This is a genomic window from Inquilinus sp. YAF38, assembly GCF_052113205.1.
Classification (GTDB): Bacteria; Pseudomonadota; Alphaproteobacteria; order DSM-16000; family Inquilinaceae; genus Inquilinus.
Genome location: NZ_JBFRCU010000066.1, coordinates 13116 through 30733 on the forward strand (window position 1 = coordinate 13116; position 17618 = coordinate 30733).

Sequence of the window (17618 nt, forward strand, 5' to 3'; positions counted from 1 at the left end):
CCCGCCCGTCTCAGGCCGCGACTTCTCCGGACCGCCGAATCTCGCCGGGGCGGGTGCCGTGGCGGCGGTGCATGGCGCGGCTCAGGGCGCTTTCGGACTGGTAACCGACCTCGGCGGCGACCTGTGCCGCGGGGTGGCCCTGCAGCAGCTGCCGGCGGGCCAGGCCCAGGCGCAGGTCGGTGAGGAAGGCGAGCGGCGGGCAGCCCGCCGCGGCCCGGAACGCCCGGACCAGCGTGGCGCGCGAGGTCACGGCTCGGGCGGCCAGGTCGTCCAGCGTCCAAGGCCGCGCCGGCTCGCGCAGCATCGCCAGCACGGCGCGAGCCGTGGGGCGATGGCCGAGCAGGCGCAGCAACCCGCCGGACGCTCCGCCGGTGCCCAGATGGGCGCGCAGCATCATCACGAACAGGGCGCTGGCCAGGTGGAGGGTGATCGCAGCGGCCCCGGTGCCGTCGGCATCCAGCTCGTCGCGGATGGCCTCCAGCAGCAGCTTCGTCCGCGGCGCATCCGGCCAGTCCGGCCCGCGCAGCAGGATCCGGTCGGGCAGGGCGGCGATCAGCAGGCTCTCGCCGGCCGCCTCGAATTGCAGCCGGCCGCAGATGATCTCGGTGTCGGGCTCGACGCCCAGGCTGGCCTGATGGCGGATGGCGTTGCGGTAGGCCTTGGTCACGCCCGCCGGCTCCCCGGCCGCGCCTGGCCGAGCGCGCATCACATGCGGGTCGCCATGCGGCAGCAGCAGCATGTCGCCGGCCTGCAGCCGCAGCGGGGCGTGGCCGGGGCCGTCAAGCTCGCATTCGCCACGCGTGACGATGTGGAAATAGGCCCAGCCGGGACCGCCGGCCGGATGCGGCGACGCCCAGATTCCGCCGAACGCGCAGAGGTCGTCGAGGACCGGGCGCACCTGCAGCAGCGGGGCGAGGCTGCTCAGGGGATCGTCGGGCGTGTCCGAGAGCATCGGGTGCAATCGCAGGTTTGATCCGATCGGTCATGCCGTCGCCCCTGACAGCTATATTCCAGGCACGGTGGCGCGCCTAGATCTACTCCATCAACCATGGAGATCGCATCATGCACATGCACGATTGGAACACCTACCGGCAGCAGCTCATCGCCGGGGTCGGCGAGCTCGGCAAGCTCAGCCCGGACACGGTGCGCGGCTATGCGGCGCTCGGCGGCGCGGGCGCCAAGACCGGCCATCTCGACGCCAAGACGCGCGAGCTGATCGCCCTGGCCGTGGCCATCTCGCTGCGCTGTGACGGCTGTATCACCGTCCATGCCGATGCCGCCCGCAAGCAGGGCGCGACGAAGGAGGAGATCGCAGAGGCGCTGGGAGTCGCGATCAGCGTTAATGCCGGCGCCGCGCTGGTCTACTCCACCCGCGCATTGGACGCCTTCGCCGCCGCCCAGGAGGGCGCTGCGTCGAGCTAGACCCCGCGGTCCGCGGCCGGCGCCTCAGCCATCCTCCAGGTCGGCATCGGCGCCGTTCGGACCGCGCAGGACGCCGCCGATGCTGTGGCTGTCGAAGGCGACGCTCTTGATTACCGCATGCACCGGCCGGCCGGGCGCCAGATCCAGCGCCTCGACCGAGCGCCGGGTCAGCCGGGCCAGGAGGCCGTCGCCGGCGCAGTCCAGGCGGATGTCGGCGGTCGGGCCGCCGCCGGACGCGATTGCCAGCACCGTCGCCGGCAGCACGTTCAGCGCGCTCAGGTGGTCCGGCGGGCGGGTGGCCAGCATGACGTCGCGGGCGCGGATGCGGATGCGGACCTTGCTGCCGTGTGGCAGCTCGACCCGCGGGACGGTCAGGAAGCCGGCGGCGACGCGCAGCCGGGTCAGCTGCCAGCGGTCGTCATGGTCCTCGACCGCCGCCTCCAGCACCGCGCCGGCCTCGGCCCGCGGGAACAGGTCGGCCCGGCCCATCACCTCGGCCACCGGCCCGGACGCCGCCACCCGTCCGTCGGCCAGCACCACCAGGGTGGTGGCCAGCCGCGCCACCTCGCCGATGGCGTGGCTGACATAGATGATCGGGATCCGCGCCTCGTCGCGCAGCCGCTCGAGATAGGGCAGGATCTCGGCCTTGCGCGCTTCGTCCAGCGAGGCCAGCGGCTCGTCCATCAAGAGCAGGCGCGGGCTGGACAGCAGGGCCCGGCCGATCGCCACGCGCTGCTTCTCGCCGCCCGACAGCAGCGCCGGCCGGCGCTCCAGCAGCGGGCCGATGCCGAGCAGCTCGACGACGCGGCCGAACTCGGTGCCGCGCTCGGCCTTCGGCGTGAACCAGCGGCCGTACAGCAGGTTCTGCCGCACCGTCAGATGCGGAAACAGCCGGCCCTCCTGGAAGACATAGCCGATGCGGCGGCGATGCGGCGGCAGGGCCACGCCGCGCTCGGTGTCGACCAGGGTGCGGCCGTCGACAATCACCCGTCCGTGCTGCGGCCGCACCAGCCCGGCGATGACGTTGACCACCGAGGTCTTGCCGGCGCCGGAGCGGCCGAACAGCGCGGTCAGCCGGCCCTCGCTGCGGAAGCCGATGTCGAGCGCGAAAGCGCCCTGGCGGTGACGGATCTCGACCTCGAGGGTCATGTCGCGTGCACCTGCACGCCGGCGCGCCGGGCCATCACCTCGGAGGCGATCAGGGCGGCCATCGACAGGACGACCGAGACCAGGGTCAGGCGCAGCGCGCCGAGATCGCCGCCCGGCACCTGGGTGAAGGTGTAGATCGCCGAGGGCAGGGTCTGGGTCTGGCCGGGGATGTTGGAGACGAAGGTGATGGTGGCGCCGAACTCGCCCATCGCCTTGGCGAAGGCCAGGATGGCGCCGGCGATCACGCCCGGCAGGATCAAGGGCAGGGTGACGGTCAGGAACACCCAGAGGGGCGAGGCGCCGAGGGTGCCGGCGGCGGCCTCCAGCCGGCGGTCGACCGCCTCGATCGACAGGCGGATGGCGCGGACCATCAGCGGGAAGCCCATCACCCCGGCGGCCAGGGCGGCGCCGGTCCAGCGGAAGGAGAAGACGATGCCGACCTGGGCCAGGACGGAGCCGATCGGCCCCATCTTGCCGAACAGCAGCAGAAGGATATAGCCGGTGACGACCGGCGGCAGCACCAGCGGCAGGTGGACCACGCCGTTCAGGATCGACTTGCCCCAGAACCGGCCGCGCGCCAGGGCCAGGGCGACCAGAACGCCGAGCGGCAGGCTGACCGCCATGGCCCAGAGCGAGACCTTCAGACTCAACAGGATCGCGGTCAGCTCGTCGGGGGTGAAGTCGAACACGTATGCTTTCTCAAAGACCGCAGCCCCACGCTGTCATTGCCGGGCTTGACCCGGCAATCCAGGGGCCATCAAGAGCGGTTCTGGCGGCCCCTGGATCCTCGGGTCAAGCCCGAGGATGACAGCTCAAAGCAGGGACCTTCCGTTTACGGCGTCACCACCGAGAACCCCTGCTTCTCGAACAGGGGCTTGGCGGCGGGGGATTTCAGGTAGTCGACGAAAGCCTGGGCCTCGGGCTTGTCGCTGCTGGTCAGCACCGCGACCGGATACAGGATCGGCGGGTGGCTGTCGGCCGGGAAGGTGCCGATGACCTTGACCCCGGTGTCGGCCGCGGCGTCGGTTTGGTAGACGATGCCCAACGGGGCCTCGCCGCGCGACACCAGCGCCAGGGTGGCGCGGACATTTTCGGCCTGGGCGACCTTGTCCTTGACCGAGGCCCAGACGCCGAGCGTCTCCAGCGCCGCCTGGCCGTATTTGCCGGCCGGCACCGCCTTGACATCGGCCATGGCCAGATGGCCGTCGCCGAGCGCCTTGGCCAGTGCGAAATCCGGCGCGATGGTCAGCTGCACCGTCGAATCTTTCGGCGCCACCAGCACGATGCGGTTGCCCAGCAGGGTCGCCTGCGTCTCCGGCTTGATCAGCTTGCGGTCGGCCAGATACTTCATCCAGTCGAGATCGGCCGAGATGAAGACGTCGGCCGGGGCCCCGGCCTCGATCTGCTTCGCCAGCGCCGAGCTGGCGGCGTAGGAGATCGTCGCCTTGTGCTTGGACTCGGCCTGCCACTGGGCGTTGATCGAGTCCAGCGCGTCCTTGAGGCTGGCGGCGGCGAAGACGGTGATGTCCTGCGCCTGGGCGCCGGCGGGTGCGCCGAAGGCCGTGGCCGCCCCCAGCGCCCCGGCCAGGAGCGCGCCGAGCCAGCCGCGTCGTGTGATCCGCATCGTCCTGTTCCCCGCTCCCGATTGCCGGCCGGCTGCCGGCCTGTCGGGCGCGATCTTACAGTGTCGCTATATCCGGGCAAACATTTCGCTGAAGGCCGCACGCCCGTCGATCACGACCGGCGCTTCAGCCCCTGCTCGGCCAGGATCGACCAGATCCCCTCGGCGCTGTCGGCGAAGTGGAACAGCTGCRGGTCGCGGGCGTCGATCATGCCGTGCTCGACCAGCGCGTCGAAGCCGATCACGGCCCGCCAATAGGTCTCGTCGAACAGCACGATCGGCAGGGGCGAGGAGGACTTGCCGGTCTGGCGCAGGGTCAGCAGCTCGAACAGCTCGTCGAAGGTGCCGAAGCCGCCGGGGAACACCACCAGCGCGTTGGCCCGCATCGCCAGATGCATCTTGCGCATGGCGAAATAGTGGAAGCGGAAGGTCAGGGCCGGGGTGGACCAGGCATTCGGCTCCTGCTCGTGCGGCAGGGTGATGTTGAAGCCGATGGTCGGCGCGCCGGCCTCGGCAGCGCCGCGATTGGTCGCCTCCATGATGCCGGGGCCGCCGCCGGTGGCGATGACGTTGTCGCGCAGGCCGCCATGGTCGGTCAGGGCGCCGCCGCGCTCCGATGCGATGCGGCCGAACTCGCGCGCCTGGGCATACCAGTGGGCGTGGCGGCCGGCCCCGTCCTCAGTGGCGCGGGCGCTGCCGAAGACGACGATGGTGGAGCGCACGCCCCAGGCCCGCAGCGACTCCTCGGCCTTGGCGTATTCCAGCATCAGGCGGACGCCGCGCATGGAATCGCCGAGCAGGAAATCCTGGTCGAGCTCCGGCAGGCGGTAGGAGGGCGACGCGATCTGCGCCGCATTGGAACGGTCCGGGGACGGCCGATCCGGGGATGGATGGTCGGGGGCTGGCTTGCTCATCACCCCTCTAAAGCAGATCGCGGACCGGCCGGGAAGGGGGCCTATGCCACATCCGTGCGGTGGCGGCAGCCCGCGCCCGTCAGGCCCAGTAGCGCCGGTTCAGGCTGATCCGGCGCTTCAGCGGGCGCGGGATCCGGGCCTCGCGGCGGCCGCAGTGATAGGCGGCCAGCTTGACTGCGGTGCGCAGGATGGCCGACGGGATCGCCAGGGGCTGGTTCCGGGCCAGGTGGCGGAGCTCCGACTGCACGAAGCGCTTCCCCTCGCCCTCGGCCTTGCCGAAGCGTTCCAGCAACCAGGGCGCGCGGGCGTGCATCACGCCGACGTCGAAGTAGCGGCGGAACTCCTCACCGATGCTGTAGCTGTGCGAATGATGCACCTGGGCGTCGGCGACATAGGCCTTGGCCCAGCCCGACAGCAGCATCCGGCCGGTCACCGCCGCGTCCTCGCCGAAGATGGTGCCGGAGGGGAAGCCGCCGACCATCTCCAGCGCCCGCCGGCGATAGGCGGCGAAAGAGTTCGAGCAGAAGCTGGCCTTGATCCCGGCTGCCGCGGCGTCCTGCGGCCGCAGGACGAAGCTCTCGGGCGGGTAGTTGAACAGCCGGGCATGGGCCTCGATCGCCCCGGCGCCGAGATGCGGCAACTGCCGGCCATAGGCGACGCCGACCTCTGGGTCGGCGAAGGCGGCGACGATCCGGGCGATGGTCTCGCTGTCGGCCGGCACCGCATCCTGGGTCAGGAAGACGACCACCTCGATCTGCGGCGACAGGCGGTTGACCGCGCGCTGGCGGGTGCCACCATGGTCGAATTGCGCCTTAGGGATGACCACCACCTCGGCCCCGGCCGCCTGGAAGCGGGCCACCGTGTCGTCGGTCGAGCTGGAATCGATGACCAGGACGGAGCGCGGCTGGAAGGATTGAGTCCGCAGGGCCGGAAGCAGGGTGTCGAGATGCTTCGCTGCGTTCAGCGTCGGAATGACCAGCGCGACGCGGTCCTCGGCAATCTTCGGCCCGACCGCAGACACAGCCTTCTCCGCGTCCAAGGACATCATGCCCGTCTCATCATCTTGTGCAATGCAGCATTTGTACGGGAATTCGGCATCACAGGCCAGTCGCATTCATTCCTAGAAGAGGTCGCCTAGAAGAGGGTCGGACGCATCCTGCCGCCGGCCGAGCGCCGCTTGACACACCGAGCCGACCCTTAACACACCAGATCCGATTTTGGTCCGGCGTCCCGGCTGCGGCCCGGCGCCGGTCAAGACACCCTGCATTGGGGCGGGCCGTTGGACAACATGCCCTCGACCAACGCGGTCTCATGCAGGACAAGCATCTGACTGGCTGAAGCCGGCCAAATTGCGGCAGGATTAAGGTAATTCTTCCGCCTTTACTGGGCCGGCTGGGGTCTCTTATTTTCAGTTGAAGTTTTGATCTGGCCGTATAGACATCGTTAGGGGCGTGAGGCAATATCCCGCCGCCGCCGAAGGATGCCGATGCCGATAGGGTGCCGGCCTGACCGCTGACGCGTGGTGATCGAAATTCTACAACGCTGCAGCGCCCTGCGCTGCGCGTTTCTGCAAACAGTCTGGACAACGGCCATCTGATGCGTTGGTTGAGCGCCCCCTTCCGCTGGTATCGTTCGATGTATTTCGAGCGCCCCTGGCTGTTCATTCTCGTGACGCTGATCCTGTGCGAGGCCGCCGCCGTGGCCTTCATCCTGGTCAGCCCGAAGAAATACACGGCATCGGCGATTATCATGCCGATCATCGCGGACAAGCCCGACCAGCGCCTGCTCGGTGGCGATTCCACCCAGGGCGTGGCCAGCCTGCTGTTCGGCGGGCAGAAGGCGCCACCCGAATTCGACCGGTTCATGCAGACGCTGGCCAGCACCACGCTGGCCGAACGCCTGCTGCAGGACCCGGAGTTCCTCCAGGCCTTCTTCGCCAATGAATGGGATCCGGAGACCCGGAGCTGGGTGCCCCCCCGAGGGCCGGCCGCCTGGGTCAAGGCGCAGGTGGCGAAGGCCGCCGGCTTGCCGCCCTACGCCCCGCCCAGCGCCGACCGGATCCGGGACGCCATCCAGGACAACATCAACATGAAGGCCGGCGTGGCCAGCAACGCCCAGGTCCTGACCTACGATCACACCGATCCGCAGGCGGCGCTGTATGTGCTGCGCACCGTCATCGCCGACAACGACCAGGTCAACCGCGAGCAGATCGCCAACCAGATCTCGTCGCTGATCAGCCGCATCAACGCCCTGCTGTCCTCGGCCACCGACCTGACCATGCGCGATACGCTGATTCCGCTGCTGGTCGAGCAGCGCCGCCGGCAGCTGGCGGTGCAGGGCGATACGCCCTTCGCCATCGACGTGATCGACCCGCCGACGGTATCGGTGCAGCCGACTTCGCCCAAGCCGCTGCTGCTGCTGGTCATCATCGGCGTCTTCGCCATCTTCGCCGCCTCCGCCGCGCTGATCTTCCGCATCACACTGCGCGGGCTCGGGGACCTGGCCAACGCCTCGCAATGACCAGCGACGGCTATCTCTACACCTTTTCCTGGAGCCTGCCGGGCCTGTCCTGGATGGGCTTCGCGTTGCTGCTGGTCGGCACGACCAAGATGCTGTCGTTCTTCGTCTTTCCCAGCATCCGGAACGTGCCGTTCATCCTGTCCATTCCCTTCGTCGTCATCGCGGTCGGCTGGGGCGCCTTCTGGTGGACCGAGCAGTACATCTCGGCGAATGGGCTGAGCCAGGGCACTGCCGAATCCTTCCTCATGATCCTCGCGATCGGGTCGGCGGTGACGTGCCTGGCGGCGGTCGCGACGATCCGGGCGCTGACCGCCCCGCGCGGCTATGCGGTGTTCAACGGCCTCCTGGTCGATGACGTGAACCGCGGGGCCGGGCTGATGCTGGTCATCGCGGCCATGCTGATGCTGGCCGGGGCGGCCGCCTTCATCGGCGCGTTCTACCTGCTCACCGGCATCGTCCCTGCCTTCGCCGAGAACCCGCTGCTCGCCAAGTATTTCGGCGGCGAATACTCCGCCCGGGCGGCGCCCTACATGCCGCTGTTCCGGGGCGGCATGGTGCTGTACCAGGTCGGGGTGCTGGTCGGGATCCTGCTGCTGCCGAGCCGGGTCAATGTCGGTCGGCTCATGTTGTTCCTGCTGCTGGCCCTGCTGGGGTGCGCCGCGGTGCTGGCGCTGCTGTCGCTGCGCCGCGGCGTCGCGGCCCAGCCGATCCTCGAAGGGCTGCTGATCCTGCTGGTGATCCGGGGCCGCCTCGGCTGGGTCATCGTCGGCGTGGCGGCGTATGTGCTGGTCTTCACCTTCGGCTCCGCCGTCAACCAGATCCTGTTCTATATGCTGGGGCTGCGGACCGAGGTTGGGCTCGACGCCATCATCAAGGGGCTGTCGGACATCTATGACCTGTGGTGGTTCATGGATGCCTACGACAAGGCGGGGCCCGAGCCGACCATGGGCATGACGGTGTTCGGCGGGCTGGTGCCCTACGATTTCCGTTGGAATCCCGCCAACTACACGAAGTGGATCATCGGCGCGGACCTGAACACCGGCTCGGGTGGCTTCCGGCTGCCGATGTCGGTCTGGGGCTATGACGCCTTCCGCTATCCCGGCCTCGTCCTCTGGTCGGCGATCGACGGGTTCACCATCGTCGTCCAGGCCTTCCTGTTCCGGCTGGTTGCCGAGAAGGGCGGCAGCCGGTATGTCCTGGCTATCAACATCATCACCTACAAGGCGGTCTTCCTGATCTGCAACAACCTGTTGCAGTGGAAGATCGACGACCTCCTGGTGATCATCCTGTTCCTGATGCTCCGGCTGGCTCCGGCCACGACCCGGCTGCTGGGGCGCAGGCAGACGAAGAGTATCGTGCCGCAAACGGGTTGAGGCGTGTTGGGGGTCGCAAACACGCTTCGTCGACTGCCCTGGAAGGTGGGGTTTATGAGCATCAAGCAGACTATTAAGAACATCGTCCCGGCGCCGGTCTTTTCCGTGATCCGGGACGTTCCCTGGGCGATCCGGGACTTCGTCGACCGCGGTTCGCAGGACCAGGTGATGCCGCCGTTGCGGCTGATGCGCGACGGCCCGCGGGGGCGGGATGTCTGGGCCCAGAACGGCCGCGAGGCACTGCATTTCTACAGCGACGTGCTGCGGCTGGACCGCAGCGCCGTCATGCTGGACATCGGCAGCGGCATGGGGCGCAAGACGATCCCGCTGCTGTCCTATCTGGACGACAAGGCCCGCTACATCGGCCTCGACATCGACCGGGACCAGGTGCGGTGGTGCAGCCGCAACATCACGCCGCGGAACTTCCGCTTCACCTTCATCCATGTCGACCTGTTCAACAAGTTCTACAACCATTCCGGCGCCATCCCGCCGTCCAAGTTCGTCCTGCCGTTCCCGGACAACTCCTTCGACGTCGTCTCGCTGTGGTCGGTCTTCACCCACATGTATCCGGACGACGTGGCGCATTACCTCGCCGAGATCGGTCGCGTGCTGCGCCCCGGCGGCCAATTGGCGTCGTCGTACTACCTGATCAACGACGACACCCTGGCCGGCATGAAGAATGGCACGATCGATCTGACCCTGTATCCGGGCGATCGCTACTGGACCAACAATCCGAACATCCCCGAGGACCTGACCGCGCTGGACGAGGCTTGGCTGCGCGGCGCCTATGCCGCGGCCGGCCTGTCCATCGAGACCATCCTCCGCGGCGGCTGGACCGGCGCCAAGGTCGATCCGGCGCTGGTCAACATGAACCGGCAGGACATCGTCGTGGCCCGGGCCACGCCGCCGGCGGGTGCCGCGGCCTGAGGCCGCGGACCGCTTCCGCCAGCCATTTCCCAGAGGTCGTAAACCGATGAGCAACCGCGTCGTTCTCGTCACCGGCGGCGCCGGCTATATCGGCAGCCATGCCTGCAAGGCGCTGGCGGCCGCCGGCTTCGCTCCGGTCGTGCTCGACAGCCTGGTGCGTGGCCATCGCGATTTCGTCAAATGGGGGCCGCTGGAGCATGCCGATATCGGCGACGCCGCGGCGCTCGACCAGGTGATGGCGCGGCACCGGCCGGTGGCGATCCTGCATTTCGCGGCGCTGACCTATGTCGGGGAATCGGTCGGCGACCCTGCGATGTACTACCGCAACAACGTCGCGGGGTCGCTGTCCCTGCTCGAGGCGGCCCGGCGCCACGACGTGCGCCATCTCGTCTTCTCCAGCACCTGCGCCACCTACGGCCTGCCGGAGCGCATGCCGATCGTGGAGGACACGCCGCAGGCGCCGATCCATCCCTATGGCGCATCGAAGCTGATGATCGAGCGCATGCTGGGGGATTTCGCCGCGGCCTACGGCCTGCGCTGGACAGCGCTGCGCTACTTCAACGCCTGCGGCGCCGATCCCGACGGCGAGGTGGGGGAGCGGCACGACCCCGAGACCCATCTGATCCCGCTGACGCTGATGGCAGCGGCCGGCCGGCTGCCTCATATCCGGCTGCTCGGCAACGACTATCCGACCAAGGACGGCACCTGCATCCGCGACTACATCCATGTCGCCGACCTGGCCGATGCCCATGTCCGCGCCCTGCGCTACCTGCTCGATGGCGGCGCGCCGCGGGCCTTCAACCTCGGCACCGGCACCGGCCACACCGTGCTCGACGTGATCCGGACGGCCGAGCGCGTCACCGGCCGGCCGATCCCGGTGGAGCTGGCGCCGCAGCGCTCCGGCGACGCGGCGGAGCTGGTGGCCGATCCCTCGCTGGCGGCGTCGGTCCTCGGGTTTCGTCCCGCCTTCGACCTGGAGGGATCGATCCGGACGGCCTGGAGGTGGTACCAAAGCGAGATCGGCGGGGCGTGACGCCCGGCGGGGCGTGACGCCCGGCGATGCGGCGTCGTCGATGATCGCGTGACGAGGCGGGTGAGACAGCAGACGACACGCCGTCTTCGGTCCGGCGACCGCGACCGGTGCGTGACCAGTTGAGCAGATCTGGCGGATCAATGTCGAAGAGATTGGAATCCCGCGTGATGCGGGCCGCGCCCTGGGCGGTCGCTGAAGCGGTGTCCAACGCATTGTCGGGCGTGGCCTCGATCTTCGTGGCGGGCTGGCTCCTGGCGCCGGCGGATATCGGCCGCGCCGGCATCGCCATCGGCCTCGTCATGCTCCTCGGCCTGGCGACCGGGCTGGGCATCCAGGAATCCTTGATCCGCCACCGCTCGGTGCACGCCAGCGTCACCGACACCGCCTTCACCGGCCTGATGGTGCTGGGGGTCGCCGGCGTTGCCGTGTGCTGGCTGATCGCCGCCCCGGTCGGCTGGCTGTTCGACGACCCGACGCAGTTCCTGCTGCTCGGCGTGACCGGCTTCCTGCTGCTGCTCAACGCGGTGATGGCGGTGCCGACCGCGCTGCTCACCCGCAAGATGCGGGCGAATGTGCTGACCCGCCGGATGATGCTGTCGCGGATCTCGCAGGTGGTCGTCATCGGCGTCCTCGGCTGGCTCGGGGCCGGGGCCTGGGCCATGGTCGGCGGCGTGCTCATCTCCAATGCGCTCTCCGCCCTCGTCCTGTGGCGGGCCATGCCGCGGGTGCCGCGGCTGCGCTTCGACTGGGGCGAGTTCCGGTCGCTGGCGTCGTTCGGCGGCTCGATGAGCATCGAGCAGCTGCTGTGGCAGGGCACCACCCGCATCTTCGCGCTGCAGGTCGGCTATTTCCACGGCGCCGTGGCCCTGGGGTACTTCCAGTTCGCCCAGCGGCTGGTGGAGGAGGTCGGCAATCTGATCCAGGGCAACATCGTTCGCTTCGGCCTGTCGTTCTTCGCCGATCTCGACCGCAACGACCGCGACGCGAACCGGGCCTTCCTGACGGCGACCAGCCTGCTCACGGTCGCCGGCGGCGTCGTGTTCATCGGATTGACGCTGGTGGCGGATGACCTGGTCCCGCTGGTCTTCGGCCGGCAATGGCAGCCCGCGGCCCCGCTGATCCAGATCTTCGCCGCGACCTGGTTCTTCCTGCTGTCGCGGGCCCTGGCCGGGCCGCTGCTGCGGGCCAAGGGGCATCAGAACGTCATCGTCCCCTATGCCCTGGTCGCCTGCGTCATCACCCTGGCCAGCGGCTTCATCACCGCCGAGCAGGCGCTGGTCGTCGTGGGGCTCGGATGGGCCGCCCGCAACCTGGTGTCGCTGCCCTGGAGCTTTCTCATGGTCAGCCGCTATGCCCGGATCCCGGTCCGCGCCCAGCTCCGCTCCATCGTCCGCCCGCTCGCGCCGATGGTGGCGATGACCGCCGCGGTCCTGCTGGCCCGGTATCTGCTCGCCGATGCGCCGGCCGGGCTGCGGCTGGTGACGGCGATCCTGGCCGGGGTGGTCACCGCGGCGGTCACCGTGCCATTGTTCAACTGGCGGATGATCCGGGGGCTGCGCGAGACGGTCGGCCGGATGCGGGTCGGCGGCACCGGGGCGTGACGCAGGCCCATGCGCCATGGCATTGCCATCTTTCCCGGCTCTATACTATAACCTCCGTCGAACTCCGGACGCGGCCTGCTGTATATCTCTCCGTTTGATCAATAGGGCGAATCTCTCAAGCTCGGAAGGCGTGGTTCAAGATGCACGGCATGGATTATCTTAAGGGCCGCCTTTCTGTCATTGATCAATATATAAAGCCCGGCAGTCGGATTCTATATATCGACTATCCGCTGCACTTCAATGTCGGCGACCTGTTGATCCTCAAGGGAACTGAAGCATTCTTTGCGGATCGACGATACGACGTGACCCGGCGTTACTCGTATTTCGGCTTTCCATGGCACGAGCGCAACTTCCCGGTGGTGCCGAAGGATGTCACGATCGTGCTGCATGGCGGCGGCAATTTTGGCGATATTTACTATCCGCACCAGCTTCTGCGGGAGAAGATCATCAATCATTATCGCGATCACCGGATCGTGATCTTTCCGCAGACCATGCATTTCAGCGAGCCGGCCCGGATGCACCAGGCCGCCGAGGTCATGGCGCGGCACAAGGATCTGCATTTCCTGGCGCGGGACCAGCGGACCTACGACGTCTTCCGGCGCGAATTCTCGAACAACACCGAGCTGTGCCCGGACATGGCCCATTTCCTGTGGGGGAAGCTGCCGCGGAAGGCGCCCGGCGCCACGGGCGGCGGCACGCTGTGGATGATGCGCCGGGACGAGGAGACGGTCGCCCTCCCCGAGATGTTCCGGGGCCAGATCGACCAGCCGCTCGACTGGCCGGACTTCTGCAGTCGCCGGGATCGGATGGTCAACCTGCTGACCCGCCGGACTGACCAGGTCAACGGGGTGGCCGGCCGCAAGCTGTTTCCGATCGACCGCTTCTGGTACGGCTACACCGACCGCATGGTGGCGAACACGATCGACCGGATCCTGGCCTATGACCGGATCGTGACGTCGCGCATGCACGGGCACATCCTGGCCTGTCTCCTGGGCATGAAGACGATCCTGCTCGACAATTCCTACGGCAAGAACTCGACCTATTTCGAGGCGTGGACCAGCCGCGTCGACGATTGCGAGCTGTTTGCGGCCTAGAGGCAGGAAGCGATGCAGGTCCCAGCGCCAAGATTGTCGGTCATCATCCCGACCTACAACGTCGAAGACTACGTGCAGGAGGCGGTCGATTCGGTGCTCCGGCAGACCGCCCCGGTGCATGAGATCATCATCGTCGATGACGGCTCGACGGACCGGAGCGGGCAGATCGTCGACCAGCTGTACGGCCATATCCCGAACGTCAGGATCCTGCACACCAAGAATTGCGGCCTGGGCGAGGCCCGCAACAACGGCATCGCGGTCGCCACCGGCGACTTCATCTATTATCTCGACTCGGATGACGTGCTGGACCCGAATTTCGTCCAGTATTTCTACGACGTGCACGGCCGGCATCCCGAAATCGACCTGTTCTGCTTCTCGACATTTTCCTTCACCGGCCCGACGCAGGATGCGGCGAATTCGGTCGCGGTCCGCTACAACCTTGGCCTCGAAGGCCCGTTCCCGAGCGGCGAGGACGCCTTCAATGCCCTGTACCGGCGGCGCAGTTTCTACGCGATGGCCTGGCTGTATATCCATCGCCGCTCGGTCTCCCGCGACAACGGCATCAAGTTCCTGCCGATCCTGCACGAGGATGTCGAATATACGCCGAGGCTGTTCATGAAGGCGGGGCCGACCTATCTCAGCAGCCGCGATTTCTACCTCTGGCGCATCCGGCAGAACTCGATCTCCTTCAGCAAGCTGACCGAACGCCATGTCATCGGCTATGTCCGCTCGATGGAGGCGATGCAGGGCCTCATCGACAACGCCGGGCTGAAGCCCGAGACACGCCGCAACCTGCGCCGCTTCAAGACGCGCCTCCTGGGCATCACGATGGGCATGATGCGCACGGGCGACTTTCCGCTCGACCATCCCGAGCTGCGCTCGATTCCGGAGATGGCCCGGCGCCACGCCTGGGCCAATCCCAAGCTCTTCCTGGTCACTCACTGCTTCCCGGCGTTCCGGGCGGCGAAGGCGGCCAAGCGGATGCTGCGTCAGGCGCTGCGCAGCGCCTGACGCCTATGCCTCCGCCGCCGCCCGCAGGGTGCGCCTGACGCCATCGGCGCAGCGGTCCCAGGTGAAGCCCCGCGCCCGCTCCAGCCCTGCCGCCCGCCGCGCCTCGACGGCCGCCGTCGGGCCGCGCAGCACCTCGACCAGCCCGTCGGCGATGGCGCCGGCATCATGCGGGTCGACCAGCAAGGCGGCCGGCCCGACGATCTCGGCCATCACGGTGTCACGGCTGGTCACCACGGGCGCCCCTGCCGCGAGCGCTTCGAGCGGCGGCAGGCCGAACCCTTCGTACACGGACGGATACAGGAAGGCCGATGCGCCGGCATAGAGGCCGGGCAGCAGGGCGTCGTCGACGTAGCCCAGCAGCCGGACATTCGGGATCTCCGCCCCCAGCGCGGCGTCCTTGAAGATGCGCTGGTTGCTCAGGCCGCCGCCGATCGCCAGCACCGTATCGGGACCCAGCTTCGGCTGCGCCAGCCGCCAGGCCTCGATCGCCCGCTCCAGATTCTTGCGCGGCTCCAGGGTGCCGATGATCAGCACATAGGGCCGGCCGGCAAGATCGTAGCGGGCCAGGGCCTCCCCGGGTGCGGCATCGAAGAAGCGCGGATCGACGCCGGGATAGGCGACGTCGATCCGGTCGAGCGGACGGCCGGACAGCTCGGCGATGCGGCCGGCCGAGAACTGCGACACCGTCAGCACCCGCGCCGCCCGCCGGGCGACCGAGGTGACGATCATCTTGTACCAGGCTGCGAAGCGCGGCGTGAACCATTCCGGATGGTCGACCGGCGACATGTCGTGGATCGTCACCACCTGGCGCCGCCGGGCCACCGGGCCGGTGTTGGCGGGGCTCCACAGCACCGCGTCGCGGCGATGGAGGGCCAGCGGGCCCTGCTCCCAGAGATGGCCGAGCATCCCTTTCGACGGGGTTCGCGGGGCGATCGTGTCGTGCGGGCCGATCCGGGTCCGGATCTCGTTCAGGTAGCGCTGGGCCCCGGTCACGCTGTTGTGGAGGATGCGGGTGTTGACCAGCACACCGCGGTCGCCCGCGGCGCCTTTTTCGATCGTAGTCGTCAAGCCCGCCCTCCGTCGTCGTCCCGCCCCAGCAGGACAGCCCCTGTACCCCAAGCCCGCGGCGGAGCCCAGGGGAAAACCCGCCCTGCGGCCCTGCGATTCGGGCCGGTGATCTATATATCGGACTCCGGGGCGGAATTGCGGCGGGTCAGTGGCCCATGCTCTCCGACACGATCTCGACCACGATCTTGCCGGTCCCGTTGACGCGGAATTCGGGGCTCTTGCCTGCCAGCCAGCGCATCTCGATCTTGCCGCCGTCGGCGGCGTTCTGGTCCTGCAGCACCGACATCTGGTCCGCCTTTTCCTCGCCCGTGGCGCGGGTGAGGCGGGCATGCAGCGCCGGGCCCTGGCCGGCCCGGCTGACGATGTAGACCTGGCCGCTGCCCTGGGTCATCGGCTGCTCGAACACCGGCTGCCATTCGCCGCCGGCGACCGTCCGGGTCTCGTTGAACATGCGGAACTGCGAGTCCGGGGTCGCGGCGTTGGAGACGTCGAGGCCGTTCGGCTCGAGCAGCACCCGCTGGGTCGACGGGTTGCCGATATAGAGCCGGTCGGAAACATTCATCCCCCCCGTCCGGCAGTTCTGGAAGCTCGCCTTCATCGCGCCGGATTTGGGGTCGGTGATCGCCAGCTCCGGCACGAAGGTGACGCTCCGGAAATGGGCCCGGGATACGAACTGGCCGCTGTTGTTGGCCACGTCGTCGTCCAGGACCCGGCCCTTCGAGCCCTTGCCGTCAGTGACGAACTCGTCGCCGGTCGAATCGATCCCGGCGAAGTACCGCCCGCCGAAGATCGCCACGTTGTTCTCCTTGCCGGTGGTGATCCACATGGTGCCGCGGGAGGTGATGCTGTTGATGTGGCCCTTGCTGGCCGAATCGGTCCAGACCACCCGGCCCGACTTGGCGTTGCTGTAGAGGTAGCAGGCGTTGAAGGACAGCAGGTTGACCGAGCGGCCGAGCACCTCGATGCCGTGGCCGCCGCAGGCGCTGAAGCGCGCATTCTGGCAGTCGATCACCAGCTTGGCGCCGTACCAGATGCAACGGTCGAAGCTGACGCACCCCCCGGTGCAGTCGGCGCTGATGGCGATCGCGTCGGACTCGGCCGGCTGCGGCCCGCGCACGACGCAGCCGACGAAGCTGGAATCCTCGTTGTGCTGGGCCTGCCAGCCCATCGGGCCGGCATAGTTTTCGACCCAGATGTTCTCGTAGCGGTTCAACTGGGCCTTGCCGAGGCCCTTCGGCCAGCCGGTGTCGATGCCGCCGCACTGGCCGTTGCCGTCGACCACGAAGGCGCGCAGCAGCAGCCCGGCGGTGGCCTGGGCGTTGAGCACGAAGCCCTGCGTGCCCGGCTTGGCCTTCAGCTTGGAGCCGCGCCCATCGCCCTCGATGCCGGGGCCGTGCATCGACTGCACGCCATCGGTCTGGTTGGTGCCGAAGCGCAGATTGCCGACCAGATAGGTGCCGCTCGACAGATAGATCGCCCGAGCGGTGTCGAACGCCCGCTGGATCGCGTCGGTGTCGTCCGTGGTGCCGTCGCCCAGGGCGCCGAACCAGCGGACATCCACGGCGCCTTTGGCCAGGCGGATCCAACGGCCGGCCGAGGCCGAGCCGCGGAACGCCAGCCCGCCATCCTCCGCGACGTCCGACTGGGCGTCCCAGGCGAACTGGCCGCCGCCGCCGTCGCCCGGCCGGTGATAGCCCAGCACCAGGGCGGCACCGGTGCCCTCCAGGCTCGCCAGGTCGGCCACGGTCTCAATGCAGGTCAGCGCAACGGTCGCCACAGCAGCCTCCGTCCGGATCGTCTCGTCCCTTAACCCCGGCCGGCCGCGATTGTGCCATGTTGCCGCCATGCCGCGACCGAATGCCCGAGCCGGAGTCGCAACAGCACG

16 protein-coding genes are annotated in these 17618 nt (G+C 68.4%); 8 read left to right on the plus strand and 8 right to left on the minus strand.

Annotated elements, in window-relative coordinates:
* Positions 1 to 10: 10 nt before the first annotated feature.
* Complete coding sequence (locus tag AB4Z01_RS25030) at positions 11 to 952, minus strand: cupin domain-containing protein (RefSeq protein WP_441698571.1); 942 nt, start codon at positions 950 to 952, stop codon at positions 11 to 13.
* A 110-nt stretch (positions 953 to 1062) separates the two neighbouring features.
* On the opposite strand from AB4Z01_RS25030, the gene AB4Z01_RS25035 reads away from it, so the two are divergent.
* Complete coding sequence (locus AB4Z01_RS25035; RefSeq protein WP_441698572.1) at positions 1063 to 1422, plus strand: carboxymuconolactone decarboxylase family protein; 360 nt, start codon at positions 1063 to 1065, stop codon at positions 1420 to 1422.
* A gap of 24 nt (positions 1423 to 1446) precedes the next feature.
* Here AB4Z01_RS25035 and modC read toward each other — a convergent pair whose 3' ends face one another.
* The 5 genes from modC to AB4Z01_RS25060 all read right to left on the minus strand — a co-directional run bounded on the left by modC (position 1447) and on the right by AB4Z01_RS25060 (position 6154).
* Entirely contained in the window at positions 1447 to 2571 is a 1125-nt protein-coding gene (gene modC / locus AB4Z01_RS25040) for a molybdenum ABC transporter ATP-binding protein (RefSeq protein WP_441698573.1), read from the minus strand.
* Positions 2568 to 3260, minus strand: coding sequence for a molybdate ABC transporter permease subunit (gene modB / locus AB4Z01_RS25045; protein ID WP_441698574.1), 693 nt, complete (start codon positions 3258 to 3260; stop codon positions 2568 to 2570). The genes modC and modB overlap by 4 nt, the downstream gene beginning before the upstream one ends.
* A 143-nt stretch (positions 3261 to 3403) precedes the next feature.
* A complete protein-coding gene (gene modA, locus AB4Z01_RS25050) occupies positions 3404 to 4195 on the minus strand; it encodes a molybdate ABC transporter substrate-binding protein (protein ID WP_441698575.1) in 792 nt (263 codons plus the stop codon).
* A gap of 110 nt (positions 4196 to 4305) precedes the next feature.
* Entirely contained in the window at positions 4306 to 5106 is an 801-nt protein-coding gene (locus tag AB4Z01_RS25055; RefSeq protein WP_441698576.1) for an LOG family protein, read from the minus strand.
* Positions 5107 to 5185: 79 nt separating this feature from the next.
* Complete coding sequence (locus AB4Z01_RS25060) at positions 5186 to 6154, minus strand: glycosyltransferase family 2 protein (protein ID WP_441698577.1); 969 nt, start codon at positions 6152 to 6154, stop codon at positions 5186 to 5188.
* A 557-nt stretch (positions 6155 to 6711) separates the two neighbouring features.
* On the opposite strand from AB4Z01_RS25060, the gene AB4Z01_RS25065 reads away from it, so the two are divergent.
* The 7 genes from AB4Z01_RS25065 to AB4Z01_RS25095 all read left to right on the plus strand — a co-directional run bounded on the left by AB4Z01_RS25065 (position 6712) and on the right by AB4Z01_RS25095 (position 14665).
* A complete protein-coding gene (locus AB4Z01_RS25065; RefSeq protein WP_441698578.1) occupies positions 6712 to 7626 on the plus strand; it encodes a hypothetical protein in 915 nt (304 codons plus the stop codon).
* Complete coding sequence (locus AB4Z01_RS25070) at positions 7623 to 8999, plus strand: hypothetical protein (protein ID WP_441698579.1); 1377 nt, start codon at positions 7623 to 7625, stop codon at positions 8997 to 8999. The genes AB4Z01_RS25065 and AB4Z01_RS25070 overlap by 4 nt, the downstream gene beginning before the upstream one ends.
* A 54-nt stretch (positions 9000 to 9053) precedes the next feature.
* Positions 9054 to 9926 carry a class I SAM-dependent methyltransferase gene (locus tag AB4Z01_RS25075; RefSeq protein WP_441698580.1) on the plus strand — a complete coding sequence of 291 codons (873 nt, stop codon included), beginning with the start codon at positions 9054 to 9056 and terminating at the stop codon, positions 9924 to 9926.
* Positions 9927 to 9972: 46 nt separating this feature from the next.
* Positions 9973 to 10959: a UDP-glucose 4-epimerase GalE gene (gene galE, locus AB4Z01_RS25080; RefSeq protein WP_441698581.1), complete on the plus strand. Its 987-nt coding sequence runs from the start codon at positions 9973 to 9975 to the stop codon at positions 10957 to 10959.
* 140 nt (positions 10960 to 11099) lie between these two features.
* Positions 11100 to 12560 (plus strand): oligosaccharide flippase family protein, encoded by a 1461-nt coding sequence (locus tag AB4Z01_RS25085; protein WP_441698582.1) that lies wholly within the window; start codon positions 11100 to 11102, stop codon positions 12558 to 12560.
* 149 nt (positions 12561 to 12709) lie between these two features.
* A complete protein-coding gene (locus AB4Z01_RS25090; RefSeq protein ID WP_441698583.1) occupies positions 12710 to 13654 on the plus strand; it encodes a polysaccharide pyruvyl transferase family protein in 945 nt (314 codons plus the stop codon).
* Positions 13655 to 13666: 12 nt separating this feature from the next.
* Positions 13667 to 14665 carry a glycosyltransferase family 2 protein gene (locus tag AB4Z01_RS25095; RefSeq protein WP_441698584.1) on the plus strand — a complete coding sequence of 333 codons (999 nt, stop codon included), beginning with the start codon at positions 13667 to 13669 and terminating at the stop codon, positions 14663 to 14665.
* A 3-nt stretch (positions 14666 to 14668) separates the two neighbouring features.
* On the opposite strand, the gene AB4Z01_RS25100 is transcribed toward AB4Z01_RS25095, so the two are convergent.
* Positions 14669 to 15733, minus strand: a complete 1065-nt coding sequence (locus AB4Z01_RS25100) for a glycosyltransferase family 4 protein (RefSeq protein WP_441698585.1) — start codon at positions 15731 to 15733, stop codon at positions 14669 to 14671.
* 145 nt (positions 15734 to 15878) lie between these two features.
* Positions 15879 to 17510, minus strand: coding sequence for a glycosyl hydrolase family 28-related protein (locus AB4Z01_RS25105; protein ID WP_441698586.1), 1632 nt, complete (start codon positions 17508 to 17510; stop codon positions 15879 to 15881).
* Positions 17511 to 17618: the final 108 nt, after the last annotated feature.

Coding starts and splice junctions, on each gene's coding strand:
- AB4Z01_RS25030 (WP_441698571.1), bottom strand. CDS start 952: ATGCTCTCGGACACGCCCGACGATCCCCTGAGCAGCCTCGCCCCGCTG.
- AB4Z01_RS25035 (WP_441698572.1), top strand. CDS start 1,063: ATGCACATGCACGATTGGAACACCTACCGGCAGCAGCTCATCGCCGGG.
- modC (WP_441698573.1), bottom strand. CDS start 2,571: ATGACCCTCGAGGTCGAGATCCGTCACCGCCAGGGCGCTTTCGCGCTC.
- modA (WP_441698575.1), bottom strand. CDS start 4,195: ATGCGGATCACACGACGCGGCTGGCTCGGCGCGCTCCTGGCCGGGGCG.
- AB4Z01_RS25060 (WP_441698577.1), bottom strand. CDS start 6,154: ATGATGTCCTTGGACGCGGAGAAGGCTGTGTCTGCGGTCGGGCCGAAG.
- AB4Z01_RS25070 (WP_441698579.1), top strand. CDS start 7,623: ATGACCAGCGACGGCTATCTCTACACCTTTTCCTGGAGCCTGCCGGGC.
- AB4Z01_RS25075 (WP_441698580.1), top strand. CDS start 9,054: ATGAGCATCAAGCAGACTATTAAGAACATCGTCCCGGCGCCGGTCTTT.
- galE (WP_441698581.1), top strand. CDS start 9,973: ATGAGCAACCGCGTCGTTCTCGTCACCGGCGGCGCCGGCTATATCGGC.
- AB4Z01_RS25085 (WP_441698582.1), top strand. CDS start 11,100: ATGTCGAAGAGATTGGAATCCCGCGTGATGCGGGCCGCGCCCTGGGCG.
- AB4Z01_RS25090 (WP_441698583.1), top strand. CDS start 12,710: ATGGATTATCTTAAGGGCCGCCTTTCTGTCATTGATCAATATATAAAG.
- AB4Z01_RS25095 (WP_441698584.1), top strand. CDS start 13,667: ATGCAGGTCCCAGCGCCAAGATTGTCGGTCATCATCCCGACCTACAAC.